Genomic DNA, 13,645 nt, shown 5'->3' with positions numbered 1-13,645 from the left:
ACCTACTACGTCGGCGGCTGATCCGGGGTGTCCGGTGGCTGTGCTGGGGCGGCGGGAGGACCGGGGGAGAACGGGGAGACGATCGAAGGATCCCAGGGGAAAGTCCCAGCACCGTCGGTCCGCCGCGCGGTGGGCGCGGCCAGCGGCTCGTTGTTACCGGTCAGCCTGCGGACAGTCCGCTCGAGTGCGGGCAGGATCTCGGTGATGTCGAGATCGGCGTGCGCGAATCGGCCGATCAGCGCGTACGTCATGTGGGTGAGCACGAGCGCGATGTCCGCGGTGTACTCGGGATCGATATCGGCGAAGAGGGCGCCCACCGCGGGCAGCACGGCGTCGAAACCCTGTGCGTCCAGTCGACGGCCCGCCGGGCTGGATCGCACGCGATAGTAGGCCTCCAGCATCCGAGGATTGCGCTCCCACGGTTCGAAGACGTACCGCAGCAGACGAAGCAGACCATCGGTCAGCGACTCGCCCTCGAGCGTCGGAGCGGGGGCCGCATAGGTGTTCGTGGCCATCCACCGCTCGACCGCGGCGAGCATCAAATCGTCCCGGGTGGGGAACTGCTTGTAGACCGTGGCGAGGGAGACGTGCGCACTTCGGGCGACTGCCCGCAGTTGGACCGCGTCGTAACCGTCCGACTCCAGCATCGACACCACGGCGTCGATGATCTTTGCCGCCGAATCCCTTTCGTCTGACCTGGCCACGTACGTACCGTAATCCAGTCGCCGGATTCCGGACACTCACGCCGCGTACCGCCACGACCGTGGCGTCGCCGGGTCGCGGAGAGCGCGGCGGCACAGTTGTGGACGGCTGTGGACGCTCCGGTCGGCGCACTGACGCAGATGATCTTGTCTGTTTTCCGCTAGTCTGCCGCGTGGGACATTTGTACTGTGGGTCCATGACCACCGACAACCGGGCTATCGTCCAGGCCGCGTGGCGGGCGTTCGCCAGTCACGACGCCGAGCGGATCGCACCGTTTTTCACCGAGGACGCCGAATGGCTCGCCCCGGCGGACAACGCCACCGCGGTCGCGCTCGACATCCCCAGTCACATGATCGGCCGGCAGGCGATCACCGACTTCCTCGCCCACGAGTACACGAAATTGTTCGTCAGTGACGTCACTGTGGACTTTCGCGGCTTCTACCTGGACGGAGACCGGGTGATCGTGGAGGAAACGATGAGTGCCACGTTGGCGAACGGAAACGCCTACAGCAATGACTACTGCTTCGTCTTCGAGTTACGGGACGGCCTGATCCACAGGGTTCGCGAGTACATGGACACTGCGCGCGGGCACCGCGACGTCTTCGGAGGTGCTGCCGTAGCTGGTAGCGCCGAAACCGAGGCCGCGCACTCATAGATCAGGTGAGTGGGTGGCCGCGGCGGTGGCATTGTGCGGCGTCGTCGCCAGCGTGATCAGGCCAGAATGATAAGTACCAGTGGTGGCGAGCCGACCGAACACAGGACACCGTTGCCGCTCTTGGCCGGTTCTCGCGCCGATCGTGGTCAGCCGGAGCAGATCCGCGTGTGGAGCCGCGGACGCGGGCCAGGGAGTATGTGTCGGGCCTGGTCGCGGGTCTGGAGCGCAAGAACGGGTGGACGGTGGCCGAGCATGCCGGTGCGGTGCGGTGCGGTGCGGTGCGGTGCGGTGCGGTGCGGTGCGTCCGGACGGGATCCAGCGGATGCTGCGCATGGCGGACTGGGACGTCGACGGGGTTCGTGACGATGTGAGGGCCTATGTAGTGGAGCAGTTGGGTGATTCCGAGGGGGTGTTGATCTGCGACGAACGGGTTCGTCAAGAAGGGCACTCGTTCGGCGGGGGTTCAGCGGCAGTATTCCGGCACCGCCGGGGCTCGTCGGTAAATTACTGTCAGAGTTATCTTTGGGGCGAAGTGTGGGGTGACGGCGGGAAACTTGGGTATGTGTCGTCTGCGAGATTGTCGATCCGCTGCTGAGTTGCGGGTCGAGTTCGATCAATTCCTGCCGCATCTGGATGAACGCCGTCGTCGGCTCTACCTCGCCAGCGAGGCGATGGCGATGGGCCACGGGCGGGATTTTCGAAGTTCCGAACCTGGCTCGAGCGGCGGCGGATCGGGTATGTGGTGGCGGTGCCCAGTAGCGCGCCGGTCGTCATGTCGCTTGCCGGTAGCAGCCGCGCCGGCCAGATCGTGGCCGACGCGCCCCCGCAGGCGTGGAAGCGCCGTAGCTGCGGAAACGGCGCGAAAGGCCCTCGGGTGTTCGACTGGGCCGTCGCCACGGTGCCGACCGTGAGCGAGGCCGGACCCGGCTGGGGACGCTGGCTGCTGGCTCGTCGGTCGCTGACGCCAAAGGCGAACTCGGAACGGCCTACTACATGGCACCCACATACCTTGCTGTGACAGCCGCCAGCTCCCCAAAAGCATTGGCAGCGACCTCATTCCACTCACGGTCGGTGAGATCAGACGTCTCCTGGCATACCTGACCACACCGTCACCGAACCTCACCACTGCGTTGCACTGGTCGACCTGGCGCAGGCGCCACCAGCACCAGGCAAAACAGGCCCACTACCAGCGACGACGCCGGTTACATCACGAAGTGATGCTGGAGTACTGATGGGTTGAACAACCATCAGCCCTGTCGCGAGCCAGCTTGGTCTACCCAGCGATCCGGCGAGATGAACTGATGAACGCTCGCTTGTTGGTTCAGGGTCTCCTTCGAAGCCGCCGAATATGCCACGGGCTGGGAAGCCGGTGGGACGGTCGGGTGATTAGGCTGAGTGTCCTGTGACAGCATGAAAGGTGATCCATGCCTGGTGTTTTCGCGCATGTCCTAAAGGTGCATCAGTGGGTCTACGAGCACAGTGGTGGATTTGTCGGGCATCGGACGCTGCTCGGGAAGCCGACGCTGCTGCTACGGACGGTTGGACGCAAAACGGGGCATTTGCGGACCTCAGCGTTGGTTTACGGACGGGACGGCGAGGACTATCTGATCGCTGCGTCCAATGGTGGTTCGCCGCGACCGCCGGGGTGGCTGGCGAATCTGAAGTCGCAGCCGGCGTGCGAAATTCAGATCGTACGGCGGCGGATACGGGTGGTGGCACGTGCGTTGTATCCAGGCGACCCGCACTACACGCGCATGTTCCAGATCATGGACAAGGTTCTCGACGGACAATATACGGCCTACCAAAAACAGACGACACGACCGACCGCCGTGGTAGTGCTGTCACCTCTCGACTGACGCCGACAGATTCGAAAGAGCTGAATACGGCAGGGCACAGTCGGGCGCTGTCCCATTTATGTCCTGCCGGATTCGTCTCGGTTTGTCACGGCTCGCCCCAGGAAGTCCTACTCGATCAGTCGATGACAGGCTCCAGTTCGTCGTCTGCGACGGCACAATTTCTGCGAGCCGAACGGCAACGGAACCCAGAAGTTTGTCCAGTTCTATGTCCAGGTCGGTGACCAACCGATCGATTTCGCCGAACTTTTTCGCAAGCTCGAAGAATACCGGTTCTCGAAGAGCAGCGTCTGCCTGCTCACGCAGGTGTGGATTATTGCGATCGGCGATGACGTTACCTGGGTAGAAAACAAGCGGATCGGTGTTCTTTGCGATCACCCGGCGAATGAGCAACTCTTCTGCGTTCGCCAGCCATATACCCAGTGTGGGAGTCACCGACTATGACTGTGAGCATGCTGGAGCCGATTGCACACCTTCCGTGCAGGCTCAGTCGCCCGACAATCCAGCGGTCTGACTGCCATCCACCGGGACGGCGACGGCCGGACAGGCAGCGCCGACCCCGACGCGAAGGCGCAGCCTCCGGGGACCACTCCATTGATCGGGGACCGCCGCTGGTCCCTGGGCACGCTGCGCAAACGCATACATCACGGATCCCATATCCGCATAGATAGCGATCCAGCGCGTGCGTGGAACCGCTTCCTACGACCGCCGCGCCGACTCCTTACACTGCTGGATGAGGGTTGCTGCGAGCCATTCTTCGTAGCGGTCGGATGTCCAGCCTGCTTTGCGGACCAGGAGGTCGTACACCTCGGGGCCGGATAGGGCGTACACGACGGTGACGTATGAGTCGAGGTCGGCGATGGGGGCTGCGGCTCTGGCCGCTGCTGCTTCGCCGATCATGCGGAGCCCGGCCTGCCGCTGCTGGTGCGACTCGGCGTGCAGGTCGCGCAGCGTCGGCTCGACGTCGCCCGCCGCGGCGAGCACCAGCTCCAGACCCGCCTCACGGTCACAGATCATCCGCATGTTGCGCGCGTGGAGTCGCAGGACCTGTTCGGTGCTTTCGGCGTCCAGGGCCTCGCGGAACCAGGGGCGTTCCAGCATCGGAATCGGCTCGTCGTCACCAACAAGTCGCATGTCCCGCAACGCCTTCAGGATCTCCACCTTCGATCCGCACGCGGTGAACACGGTCGCGCGGGCGACGTTCGCTTCCTCGGCGATGGCATCGACCGAGGTCGCCGCGTAGCCGCGGGCCAGAAACAGGGTTTCGGCCGCGTTCAGGATGTCGATCCGTGTCGCGGCTGCCTGTAGCTGACGGCGGGTGGAGCGATGTCGGGCTTTGACTTCGCCGGTCATGGGTTCACATTATCCGTGATACTCGCTAGCATACCAGTCTAGTAATCATACTGATGGTCCGCAGGGAGCTGCTCATGGATGCGCGAGAGATCGTCGAGAACGAGTTCCGGATGCTTGCCACGGGTGATGTCGAACTCGCTCACCGTGTGATCAGCCCGGATCACGTCAACCACATGGCGCTCGACGAACCGCCCGCCTGCCGCGTGCCCGGCGTGCCCGGCATGCTGGCCACCGGCGTCTGGCTGCGTACCGCGTTCTCGGACCTGCGCTGGGACATCCTCGACTTCATCGAGTCCGGCGATCGCGCCTGCGCCTTCACCGAAATGTGCGCCGTCCACACCGGGCCGTTCATCGTCTACCCGCCCGGCGCGAAGCCCAAGGTATTCCCGGCGACCGGGCGCCCCATCCGGGTACGGCAAGCCCACATCGACACGTTCAAAGGCGGAAAGACCAACAGCCACATAGCCGTTCGGGACGACCTGGCGATGATGACCCAGCTCGGCTATCTACCACCCAACCCGCGGGCGATGTTCCGGCTCGCCAGGCACGAACTTCTCGGCCGCAACCGGCGGGCGGTTCGCGAGGTCACCCGCGCCGCTGCCGACGCCGCCGACGCCGCCAGCACGACCAACCACAACAGACATTCGGCTCGTCGATCACTCGACTGAACACAGAGAGGACCTGCGGTGCACTGGATCGGTAGCGCGCATGAGGTCACTAGTGCACTCGCGACAGTTCCTCAGCCACATTCGGCCGGCCAGTTATCGGCATTCGAGAACGCCTCGAAAAGTTCTGATTTCGTCGGTCGAGAGCGCGAACTCTCGACTATCGCGACGCTGCTGCTCGGCTCCACTCGGCTGATCACCTTGGTCGGCGCGGGCGGCATCGGCAAGACTTCCCTGGCGCACGAAGCGATCCGCAGATATCAGAAGGCACGACGGATTCCCCACTTTTGGGTGCGACTGTCGAGGTTGTCCAAGGATTGCGGTGTGACCGCCGTCGAGGAGGAATTCGCCAGAGCCGTTGTCGACGCGGACTTTTCGGGACGGTCAGCCTGGGACACACTGGTCGAGACGCTGACCGACCGAACGGGCGGAGGGCGGGCCGGGCAGTCGATCGTGGTGGTGGACAACTGCGAGCATGTGCTGCTCGCAGCGGGCCAAGTGATCACGAATCTACTGGCGGCGGCACCAGATGTGACGATCCTGGCGACCAGCCGAAAGCCGATCGACTGGACCGACGAGCGACTACTCCCTGTTCCGCCGCTCACGGAGGGACAAGCCCTCGCATTGTTTCGCGCTCGTGCCGAGCTGGCCGGGCATCCGATCGTCCACCGCGAACAGGTTCAGCAGGCGGTGTCGATCTGCACGCGAGTGCACAACAATCCGCTCTATATTCGGCTTGCGGCGGCTCGGCTGCACCGGCAGCCGCTGGCGATGCTGCTGCGCGACTTGACCGGAGAATCTGGTGATCGCCGCCTGCGTTGGTCGGGCGGACCCCGGTTCGGCGTCGAGGAACGGCATCGCCGCATCGCCGACGTCATCGCCTGGTCCTACGACCTCTGCGACGCCAAGGAGCGGCTGCTGTTCGAGCGGCTCGCGATCTTCGCCGCCGGGTACGACACCGCGTCCGAAGACGACGCGGGCTTCACCGACCGGGACGGGGGCGCCGATCTGGAGGCGATCGAAGCAGTATGTGCCGATGAGCATTTCGACGGCACCGCTGCGGTCATCACGCGAGCGGAGATAGCCGATCTGCTCGATCGCTTGGCCGACCACTCGCTGGTTTCACTGCACCTGACACCGACAGCGGTGCGCTATTCGCTGGTGGAGAGCCTGCGGATCTTCGCCGCCGAGCGGCTGCACGAGCGCTCGTCCACCGAGTGGCAGCGGTTGGCCGCGAAACACCGAAACTACTACTGCGGCAAAGTCGTTCGAGCGCAGGCCGAATGGTTCGGCCCGGCCGAGCAGGAACTGCTGCACTGGGCTCGGCTGGTCTGGCCCAACCTGGTGCGCGCCATCGACGAGAGTCTGCACTCGCCCGAAACCGCCGTCGAGGGCCTGCGGATCGCCGTCGGCGTCGTCACTATTCGCCTGCCGATCCTCAATGGCTCATTGCGCGAGGCATATTCACTGATCGAACGGACCGTGACGCTCGCGGAGCATTCGGCGCAGTTGCCGATGGCGTTGCGGATCGAAGCGAAAGCGCTGATGACCTGGCTCAGTCTGATGCGCGGCGCGAACGCGGATGCCGCACGCGCACTTGACGAATGTGTCGCACTATGCCTACCGGACCAGGCGGATCGAGCCCGTTGGCGTACGAACCCCGAACACGATCACGGATTGCCCGCATGGGTCGACCTCGCACACGGCGTCGAGCTACTGCTGGCGCGCGGAGACGTGCGAGCCGTCGCGGTGCTGCAGCGGGCACGGGAAAAGTTCACCGCGGCAGGAGATCTCGGCGCCTCGGCCACCAGCGAGCTGACCGGGGCATTGGCGGCGGCCCTGCTCGGCACCGCCGCGCAAGCACTCGACAGCGCACGCGACTACCTCGACCGAGCCACCCGCGCCGGGGCCCAGTGGGCGACGTCGTGGGCGCAGTTCGTGCTTGCGCTCGCGCTCACCATCCACGACGATCCGCGCGAGGCAATGCCGCTGGGTCGCCTGGCGCTGCGAGCGCACCTCGACATAAACGACCGCTGGGGCGTACTACTCGGCACCCACCTGCGCGCCTGGACCCTCGCCAAGTCGATCGTCATCGCACGCACCGAGAGCCGTCCAGTCCGCCGGGAACAGCTCGTCGAATGGGCAACCGAGATCGCACACCTACTCGGCGGCAGCAGCGAACTCCGCAAACGCATCCCCGCCGAACACACCAACCTAGGCCCTTTCGTGGCCGCGACCGACGCGGCCACCGAGGCCGCTCGCTCCGTGCTCGGCACACGCTTCGCCGCAGCGTACCGTTCGGGCGCGACGCTGCGAGCCGAACATCACGAAGCGGCACGGCTGGCACTCGGCGACATGCCACTCGGCCAGTCATCGATCCACCTCCCCGCTCGCAACCAGCCCTATACGCACTGGCAAGAACTTTCCGCCGCCGAACAACAGGTCGCCGTCCTCGCGGCCGCAGGCTGGACCAACACCGCGATCGCGGCCCGACGCGGCACATCGACCAAAACCGTTGACGCGCAGATGGCCTCGATCTTCAACAAGCTGCTGATCAACTCCCGCACCCGCATCGCCGCCCTGATACCGCCCGAGGTGCGCCCCCAGGTCACAGAGGAGGCAACCAAGCTCCCCCGGCGCGCCTGGTAGGACTTTGTCAGGTGGGTTGGGATGCTCACCAGCAGCTCCAGCAGTTCGTGACCACCTCGACCTGGGACCACACCGAGGTGAGGGCCCGGTTGACCGGGTGGGCGGCGAGGTTGATCGATCCGGACGCCCTCGTGGTCGATGACACCGGTATCCCGAAGGACGGGACGAACTCTCCTGGTGTGGCGCGGATGTATTGCGGGGCGCTGGGGGCTCGTCCGTAAATCACTGTCGGAGTTGATTTTTGGGGCGGGCGGTGGAAGTGACGTTGGAAGGCCGCCTCTGCCAGGGCGTCCCAATACGGTTCCGAGACCGCGACCAGGTGCGCGAAGTCCGCTCGAGACATGCCGGTCAGAGTCGGATCGGTGAGCATTTCGGTCACGGCGGGATCGAGCGTGCGGTGGGTCGGGGCTTGCTCAGGCGGGTGTGGTGCGCAGGGGGCCACGGTGTAGTTCCAGTCGCCGTGGAAGGCGTCGGGTGTGATCGGCAGGGCGTGGAATGCAACGAACTACAACTGTCGTGCAAGCGGAGGTGCGAGGCGACCCGGTGGGATTAAGCTGTCAGGATGACGCTCTCACTCCGCGTCGCAGTAGCGCCCGTCGTGCTCGCCGGTGCGCTGGCGGGTGCCGCGCCCGCCCATGCGACACCCGGTAGCGACATCACCGCGGTCACCCTCGGCCAAGCGCAGATCCCCGCCGGACTGCTCCCGTTCGTCGCGGGCACCGACCTCGTCGTCCGCGAGATCACGATCGGTCCCGGCGGCTCCACCGGTTGGCATTACCACGACGGCCCTGTCTTCGGCTTCGTCCGATCGGGCACGCTCACCCACCCCGGTCCCGACTGTGCCGCGCCCGTCTACCGCACCAGCGAGTTCATCTATGAGCCCGCGGGCGAATGGAACGTCCACGTCGGCCTGAACCTCGGAATCGAACCGCTCGTCCTCGACGTGGTCTACGCCCCACCCACCGGCAAGCCGCTGTTCGTCGACGCACCCGCCCCACCCTGCGCGTAGACGCTACCGGCGGCTGGAACGAGCCATACGGCGCTCGTGCCTCGCAGCAAGTCGACTCACGGCTCCAAGAAGAGGCGTTCGTTCGGTAGGCGGCGTAGGCCGGTGGTGTCGGTCAGGGCCACGGTCACCGCGTCGGTGTAGCGCTGGGTCTGGTGTTCCTGGAGGAAGAGCAGGGCGGCGGTCAGGCAGGCGGCGAAATCGAATCGCGTGCCGTGCAGGAACACCGACAAGCGGACGTCGGGTTCGTCGGGACGTGGGGATGTCACGGCGTCTCCGGTGCGCGGTCACGGAAGTAGCGGAAATTGTCGCGGCTGACGATCACGGCGGCGACGAAGGTGGAGCAGGTGCTGTAGTCGCAGTCGCAGTGCAGGTCGAGCGCTCGTATCGCGTTCTTGCGGCTGGACACCGGCCAGTGCGGGTTGTCGTGGGCGAACCGGGATCGCAGCGGGCCTCGTCGGCCGGTGCCGTCGGAAGGGAACAGCCAGGTGACGCGGTCATCAGGCACGGGACACCATCCGGCGGCCGCGAGGGTGATTCGGCATCTGATCAGCCCAGGCCCGGATACCTTCGAGCAAGACGCCGCCGGACGGCCGGTACGGGCCGCGCGGCGGCACGATCCAGTGGCGGATCGCGCCGGAAGAAGCGGTGGAGAGGGCAGCGCGATCGTCGCCCCGGACCGGGCCACGCTCACGTCCAGCCGGAACAACTCGGCGAACAAGCGGTCGTCGTCCGGCAGGTCCGCCTTCGTCAGAAAGGTCCATCTATCCGAACGAGGATGTCCCACAACCGGTCCCGGTTGCGCTCTCCGGCTTTGAATATGGGCTTTGACAGCTTGGCCCAATCGGGTCGGCATCGTAACGCCGCACACGTACCCGGCACGCAGGACGATCCGCCCCAACTCGGAAGGGTCGATCACAGCGGGCAGATCGCACTCGCGGCGGTAGTAGTGACACCTGGATTGCGGTGTGTCTCCGAACGATTGCATCTCCATCTGCGCTCCCCTCAGATTTGTTGCTGGTAGGTGCGCCGTGTCCCGGCCCGACCTTTTGCACAGAGGACGGGGAAAGTTCGGGGCGCTCCGAGCAGCCTCCGACTAGGCGCCCCCCAAGGAGAACGCTCGAGGTCAGCTTCCTGCAAGCCCGCCATGGGTTTTCATGAAGAGTTTTCGCAAATCCCCAGACGCATTGCCGTGAGTACTCGAGACTTTTCCCATCACAGGAATCGCCCACGGGCGCAACGGGAAGCGAGGGAGCGTGTCCGACGACATCGAGACGACACTGCCCAGACGTCAACTCGGTCGGTACTTACGGGAGGCTCGGCAAGCCGCGAATCTGACACTCGAACAAGTCGCGCCGATGATGCAGTGGTCGACGAGCAAGCTTCAACGTGTGGAGAAGGGGCAGTCGCCGAAGGTGCGGGAACTCGATGTCGAGGCGCTATGCCGTATCTACGATGTGGCCCCGGACCTGACAACTGCGCTCAAAGGGCTGGCGCAGCAGGCTACGGTCAAGTCGTGGTGGCACGCGTTCGATGACCTGATCGAAGGCAACTTCAACCTCTATGTCGGCCTCGAGTCCAGCGCGCACCGTCTAACCCTGTACCGGCCCGATATCGTCCCGGGCATACTTCAGACTCCGGACTACGCACGTGCACTGGACCGTGCATATTTCCCAGACGAGCCGGTGGAAGATCTCGAGCGACGCGCAGAGTTGCGACTCAAGCGTCAAGCCTTGATTCACCGTAAAACCAAGCCCGCGAGCGCCGCGTTCATCTTGAATGAGGCGGCCCTTCGATACGTTGTCGGCGGACCAAAGGTCATGGATGGTCAACTACGGCATTTGGCGAACATGCCGCCGAACGTGACGATACGCATCCAACCATTCTCTGCGGGCTTCCCGCTCGGCATCGCCCCAGGGCCGTTCGTGATCCTGGACTTCAGTCTGGATACGAAGGGCCGCGAAGTCGCGCCCAGCGTCGTCTACGTGGAGTCATACGCAGGTGACATGTACCTCGAACGGCCGAAAGACGTCGGCAGGTATCGTCAGGCTTACAACGTCATCCAGCAATCCACCCTGGATGTGCCGACGAGTAAGAGCCTGATGCGACAGGTAGCAAGGGAGTACGACAGTGGACGTTGACCTGTCCGGGGCGAAGTGGTTCAAGAGCAGCCGCAGCGGTGGGGGCAAGGAATGCGTGGAGGTCGCTCACCTGGAAGGCGGTCTGGTCGGCGTTCGGGATTCCAAGAACCCGACCGGCCCGGCGTTGATCTTCACGCCCGGCCAGTGGGACGCCTTCACCTCTGGTGTCGCGCAGGGTGCATTCGAGCGCGCGTAGCAATTTGTCGAGTGACACGTGATGAGGGAGCAAGTTCGTGAAAGTTGACCTGTCCGAGGCGCAGTGGCGTAAGAGCAGTCACAGCGGTGGGGGCCAGGAGTGTGTGGAGGTCGCTCATCTGGCAGGCGGCCTAGTCGGTGTTCGCGATTCCAAGAACCCGACTGGCCCGGCGGTGATCTTCACCCCCGGCGCGTGGGACACATTCACCGTTGGCGTCGCAAGCGGCGCGTTCGGGCAACCATAGGGCTCCTCCGGTACCCGCCGTGCGAGCGCCGGTCGGTTCCAGGATCAACGGCACGTGGCTGCGGCATTCGCCGAGGACGACCTGCACTATGTGCCGCTGATCTCGAGCATCAGCTGGGCGGTGGGTCGCGGGGCAGGAGGGTGCCGAGGGGGCCTAGGTCGATGTTGAGGTCTTCGGGGGTGAGGCCGAAGTGGTCGCGGAGTTCTTCCATGCGTTGTTCGAGCAGCATCAGCGTGGTGCCGATGCGTTCGATCTGGGTGTCGGTGAGGTCACCCGCGTCGACTCGGCGTAGTGCTTGGCGCTCCATGAGTTGGCGCAGGAGCTCCACCAGGGTGAGGACGAGGCTGACCAGCCCGCGTTCCACGGATTCGGGTTCGGTGTCGATACGCGGTGGTATGCCGCCGAATTCAGTCATCGCGTGGCGTCTCCAGCGCGCGGTGGTCGGTGGGTCCGAGTGGCACGGACAGGGTTGACAGGGTGCTGATGGAGGAGATGAGCGCCCGCAACGAGATCTGGACCAGGTCGACGTCCGCGATGGCGAGTTTGATGTCGCCGGTGATCACCACGCCTCCGGCGAGCACCCGGTCCAGCAGGTCGACCAGCGCGACGCGCCGTTCCCCCTCGACGTTCTGCGCGACCCGGCTCATGCCGATTCTCGTTCCACGCCCGCGAACGAATACGGCGGCCACGGGCCGGTGAGTTCGAGCCGGATACCGGGGAATTCCTCGCCCAGCGCGGTGACGGCGGCCGCGAAGTCGTCGGCGCGGTCGTCGTCGACGAGATATGTTCCGTTGAGCACCAACCAGTCCCTGCGGCCACTGAGTGCCGGATCGGTCAGCGCCTGCCGTCGTCCGGCCGCGGCGTGGTGCACCAGGCGGGTGTGGATCTGCTCGGCACGCTCGGCCGCGTCGCGTTCCACGGTTTCCTGGGCGGACAGTTGCGCGCGCCGCCGGGCCAGGTAAGCCGCGCCGGCGCCTTTGGCGTTACCTTCGCTCGCGGCGCGCGCCTCGGCCACGGCGGCGGTCAGGGCGGCGCGATCGCCGTAGGCTTTCACTCCCCACTCGGTGCGGCCGCTCACCAGCGCCAACGCCGCCGCGAAGTCGGCCCGCCGCTCGTCGAGCAACTCGCGTACCCGGTCGTCGTCGAGGAAGACGGTGGCCAGCCGGAGCGGAACGGTGGGACCTCGGCGCACCAGGGCCGACACTACGGCGTCGTGCGCGCGGGCCGTGCCCTCCAGCCAGTCGAGGTCCTCCAGATGCCTCCGTAGCGGCTGCTCTCCGAACACCTCCAGCGGCACCGAGCCGACGATCGCGGCCAAATCGTTCGAGACCACCGAGCGCACCGGCTCGCCCGCGACTCCGGTCAGCTCGCTCAATCCCTGCGCGCTGTTTCGGCTGGACGTCACCGCGTACAGCCAGACCCCGAGCCCATCGGTCACGAGCGATCTTCCCTCGGCTCGCGGCGGCGTTCTTCTCTCGGCTCGAGCCGGGGTTGTTCTCTCGGCTCGCGGCCGCGTTCGATGGAGGGACGGCGTTGGCCGCCCGCCTCCAGTTCGGCGATGCGGTCGCGGAGTTGCTGATTCTCGAGCTCGAGATCCCGGTCCTGCCGCTCCAGGGTGTGGGCCTTGCTGTTGAGCCAGGGGTCGGTCTCCCACCAGTCGATGCCCACCGCTTTGGCCGTCTCCAAGGACGCGATCACCAGGCGCAGCTTGATCGTGAGCAGTTCGATGTCGAGCAGGTTCACCTGGATGTCGCCCGCGATCACCAAGCCCTTGTCGAGGACCCGCTCGAGGATGTCGGCGAGGTTCGTCGAATGATGCTCGCCGCCGAAGGGCTGCGGTGCGGACGATCCGCCGCCGACCACCGTCATGTTCGAGCCCTTCCGATGTCGGTGCTGCCGCGGGCGTAGCGTCTGGTCCGGCGGTAGGCCAGCAGATTGCCGTCGACATCGATCTCGACTTCGTAGAGTGCGAGCATGTCCGCCGAGGACGGGATCCGGCGGTCCTCGAGTACCTCGATCTCCACCAGCCAGCCGTCCTCCGTCGGTTCCATCGACGTGACGCCCTCCACCTGCTTGGAGGTCAGCTCCACGAGGTGCCCGGCCGCCGTCGCGGCGGCTCGGGCGGGTGTGGGGGAGGACGATTCGTCCGATGCGGAGTGCACATCCTCCGAGTCGTCGGAA

The 13,645-nt window shown here is 65.4% G+C and carries 19 protein-coding genes; 9 read left to right on the top strand and 10 right to left on the bottom strand.

The features are described 5' to 3' along the window. Positions 1-5: 5 nt before the first annotated feature. On the bottom strand, positions 6-704 hold the full coding sequence (locus tag GVY39_RS04845; protein ID WP_236565283.1) for a TetR family transcriptional regulator: 699 nt from the start codon (positions 702-704) through the stop codon (positions 6-8). A gap of 194 nt (positions 705-898) precedes the next feature. Here GVY39_RS04845 and GVY39_RS04840 point away from each other — a divergent pair, with 194 nt between their 5' ends. Both GVY39_RS04840 and GVY39_RS04830 read left to right on the top strand, forming a co-directional pair. Next, the gene (locus tag GVY39_RS04840) at positions 899-1,357 is read left to right on the top strand and encodes a nuclear transport factor 2 family protein (RefSeq protein ID WP_159920747.1); all 459 of its coding nucleotides are present in this window, start codon (positions 899-901) and stop codon (positions 1,355-1,357) included. Positions 1,358-2,781: 1,424 nt separating this feature from the next. Then, positions 2,782-3,213 carry a nitroreductase/quinone reductase family protein gene (locus GVY39_RS04830; protein ID WP_159920751.1) on the top strand — a complete coding sequence of 144 codons (432 nt, stop codon included), beginning with the start codon at positions 2,782-2,784 and terminating at the stop codon, positions 3,211-3,213. Here the strand turns inward: GVY39_RS04830 and GVY39_RS04825 are convergent. Both GVY39_RS04825 and GVY39_RS04820 read right to left on the bottom strand, forming a co-directional pair. After that, on the bottom strand, positions 3,199-3,645 hold the full coding sequence (locus GVY39_RS04825; RefSeq protein ID WP_159920753.1) for a hypothetical protein: 447 nt from the start codon (positions 3,643-3,645) through the stop codon (positions 3,199-3,201). The two genes, GVY39_RS04830 and GVY39_RS04825, sit on opposite strands and share 15 nt — an antisense overlap. A 264-nt stretch (positions 3,646-3,909) precedes the next feature. Beyond that, positions 3,910-4,563: a TetR/AcrR family transcriptional regulator gene (locus GVY39_RS04820; protein ID WP_159920755.1), complete on the bottom strand. Its 654-nt coding sequence runs from the start codon at positions 4,561-4,563 to the stop codon at positions 3,910-3,912. A 74-nt stretch (positions 4,564-4,637) separates the two neighbouring features. Between GVY39_RS04820 and GVY39_RS04815 the strand changes: the two genes are divergently transcribed. From GVY39_RS04815 to GVY39_RS04800, 4 genes are all read left to right on the top strand, one after another. Continuing rightward, positions 4,638-5,231, top strand: a complete 594-nt coding sequence (locus tag GVY39_RS04815; RefSeq protein WP_159920757.1) for an ester cyclase — start codon at positions 4,638-4,640, stop codon at positions 5,229-5,231. An 18-nt stretch (positions 5,232-5,249) separates the two neighbouring features. Beyond that, a complete protein-coding gene (locus tag GVY39_RS04810) occupies positions 5,250-7,877 on the top strand; it encodes an AAA family ATPase (protein ID WP_159920759.1) in 2,628 nt (875 codons plus the stop codon). Positions 7,878-7,888: 11 nt separating this feature from the next. Continuing rightward, a complete protein-coding gene (locus GVY39_RS04805; protein ID WP_201295150.1) occupies positions 7,889-8,098 on the top strand; it encodes a transposase in 210 nt (69 codons plus the stop codon). A gap of 341 nt (positions 8,099-8,439) precedes the next feature. After that, positions 8,440-8,886, top strand: a complete 447-nt coding sequence (locus tag GVY39_RS04800) for a cupin (RefSeq protein ID WP_159920761.1) — start codon at positions 8,440-8,442, stop codon at positions 8,884-8,886. A 56-nt stretch (positions 8,887-8,942) separates the two neighbouring features. On the opposite strand, the gene GVY39_RS04795 is transcribed toward GVY39_RS04800, so the two are convergent. Both GVY39_RS04795 and GVY39_RS04790 read right to left on the bottom strand, forming a co-directional pair. Beyond that, on the bottom strand, positions 8,943-9,152 hold the full coding sequence (locus GVY39_RS04795; RefSeq protein WP_159920763.1) for a hypothetical protein: 210 nt from the start codon (positions 9,150-9,152) through the stop codon (positions 8,943-8,945). Then, complete coding sequence (locus GVY39_RS04790; RefSeq protein ID WP_159920765.1) at positions 9,149-9,391, bottom strand: hypothetical protein; 243 nt, start codon at positions 9,389-9,391, stop codon at positions 9,149-9,151. Before GVY39_RS04790 ends, GVY39_RS04795 begins: the two co-directional genes overlap by 4 nt. 748 nt (positions 9,392-10,139) lie before the next feature. Here GVY39_RS04790 and GVY39_RS04785 point away from each other — a divergent pair. Genes GVY39_RS04785 through GVY39_RS04775 form a run of 3 tightly spaced genes read left to right on the top strand, consistent with a single transcriptional unit; the run spans position 10,140 to position 11,464 of the window. Continuing rightward, the gene (locus GVY39_RS04785; RefSeq protein ID WP_236565285.1) at positions 10,140-11,024 is read left to right on the top strand and encodes a helix-turn-helix transcriptional regulator; all 885 of its coding nucleotides are present in this window, start codon (positions 10,140-10,142) and stop codon (positions 11,022-11,024) included. After that, positions 11,014-11,220, top strand: coding sequence for a DUF397 domain-containing protein (locus tag GVY39_RS04780; protein WP_159920767.1), 207 nt, complete (start codon positions 11,014-11,016; stop codon positions 11,218-11,220). Before GVY39_RS04785 ends, GVY39_RS04780 begins: the two co-directional genes overlap by 11 nt. Before the next feature lie 37 nt (positions 11,221-11,257). Further along, a complete protein-coding gene (locus GVY39_RS04775; RefSeq protein WP_159920769.1) occupies positions 11,258-11,464 on the top strand; it encodes a DUF397 domain-containing protein in 207 nt (68 codons plus the stop codon). A gap of 109 nt (positions 11,465-11,573) precedes the next feature. Here the strand turns inward: GVY39_RS04775 and GVY39_RS04770 are convergent, their stop codons facing one another. From GVY39_RS04770 to gvpO, 5 genes are read right to left on the bottom strand one after another with little or no spacing between them, the layout of a single operon-like run. Beyond that, positions 11,574-11,879 carry a gas vesicle protein K gene (locus GVY39_RS04770; RefSeq protein WP_159920771.1) on the bottom strand — a complete coding sequence of 102 codons (306 nt, stop codon included), beginning with the start codon at positions 11,877-11,879 and terminating at the stop codon, positions 11,574-11,576. Further along, positions 11,872-12,111 carry a gas vesicle protein gene (locus tag GVY39_RS04765; protein WP_159920773.1) on the bottom strand — a complete coding sequence of 80 codons (240 nt, stop codon included), beginning with the start codon at positions 12,109-12,111 and terminating at the stop codon, positions 11,872-11,874. Before GVY39_RS04765 ends, GVY39_RS04770 begins: the two co-directional genes overlap by 8 nt. Then, positions 12,108-12,902 (bottom strand): GvpL/GvpF family gas vesicle protein, encoded by a 795-nt coding sequence (locus GVY39_RS04760; RefSeq protein ID WP_159920775.1) that lies wholly within the window; start codon positions 12,900-12,902, stop codon positions 12,108-12,110. Before GVY39_RS04760 ends, GVY39_RS04765 begins: the two co-directional genes overlap by 4 nt. Next, positions 12,899-13,333: a gas vesicle protein gene (locus GVY39_RS04755; RefSeq protein ID WP_159920777.1), complete on the bottom strand. Its 435-nt coding sequence runs from the start codon at positions 13,331-13,333 to the stop codon at positions 12,899-12,901. The genes GVY39_RS04760 and GVY39_RS04755 overlap by 4 nt, the downstream gene beginning before the upstream one ends. Beyond that, positions 13,330-13,626, bottom strand: a complete 297-nt coding sequence (gene gvpO, locus GVY39_RS04750) for a gas vesicle protein GvpO (RefSeq protein WP_223521868.1) — start codon at positions 13,624-13,626, stop codon at positions 13,330-13,332. Before gvpO ends, GVY39_RS04755 begins: the two co-directional genes overlap by 4 nt. Positions 13,627-13,645 lie beyond the last annotated feature (19 nt).

Source organism: Nocardia sp. CY15 (assembly GCF_009829295.1).
GTDB classification, from domain to species: domain Bacteria; phylum Actinomycetota; class Actinomycetes; order Mycobacteriales; family Mycobacteriaceae; genus Nocardia; species Nocardia sputi.
This window is presented reverse-complemented; position numbering and strand designations above follow the sequence as displayed.

Excerpts from the sequence above, each read along its gene's own strand:
- GVY39_RS04815 (WP_159920757.1), top strand. The coding sequence starts at position 4,638 with ATGGATGCGCGAGAGATCGTCGAGAACGAGTTCCGGATGCTTGCCACG.
- GVY39_RS04820 (WP_159920755.1), bottom strand. The coding sequence starts at position 4,563 with ATGACCGGCGAAGTCAAAGCCCGACATCGCTCCACCCGCCGTCAGCTA.
- GVY39_RS04770 (WP_159920771.1), bottom strand. The coding sequence starts at position 11,879 with ATGACTGAATTCGGCGGCATACCACCGCGTATCGACACCGAACCCGAA.
- GVY39_RS04830 (WP_159920751.1), top strand. The coding sequence starts at position 2,782 with ATGCCTGGTGTTTTCGCGCATGTCCTAAAGGTGCATCAGTGGGTCTAC.
- GVY39_RS04800 (WP_159920761.1), top strand. The coding sequence starts at position 8,440 with ATGACGCTCTCACTCCGCGTCGCAGTAGCGCCCGTCGTGCTCGCCGGT.
- GVY39_RS04755 (WP_159920777.1), bottom strand. The coding sequence starts at position 13,333 with ATGACGGTGGTCGGCGGCGGATCGTCCGCACCGCAGCCCTTCGGCGGC.
- GVY39_RS04840 (WP_159920747.1), top strand. The coding sequence starts at position 899 with ATGACCACCGACAACCGGGCTATCGTCCAGGCCGCGTGGCGGGCGTTC.
- GVY39_RS04765 (WP_159920773.1), bottom strand. The coding sequence starts at position 12,111 with ATGAGCCGGGTCGCGCAGAACGTCGAGGGGGAACGGCGCGTCGCGCTG.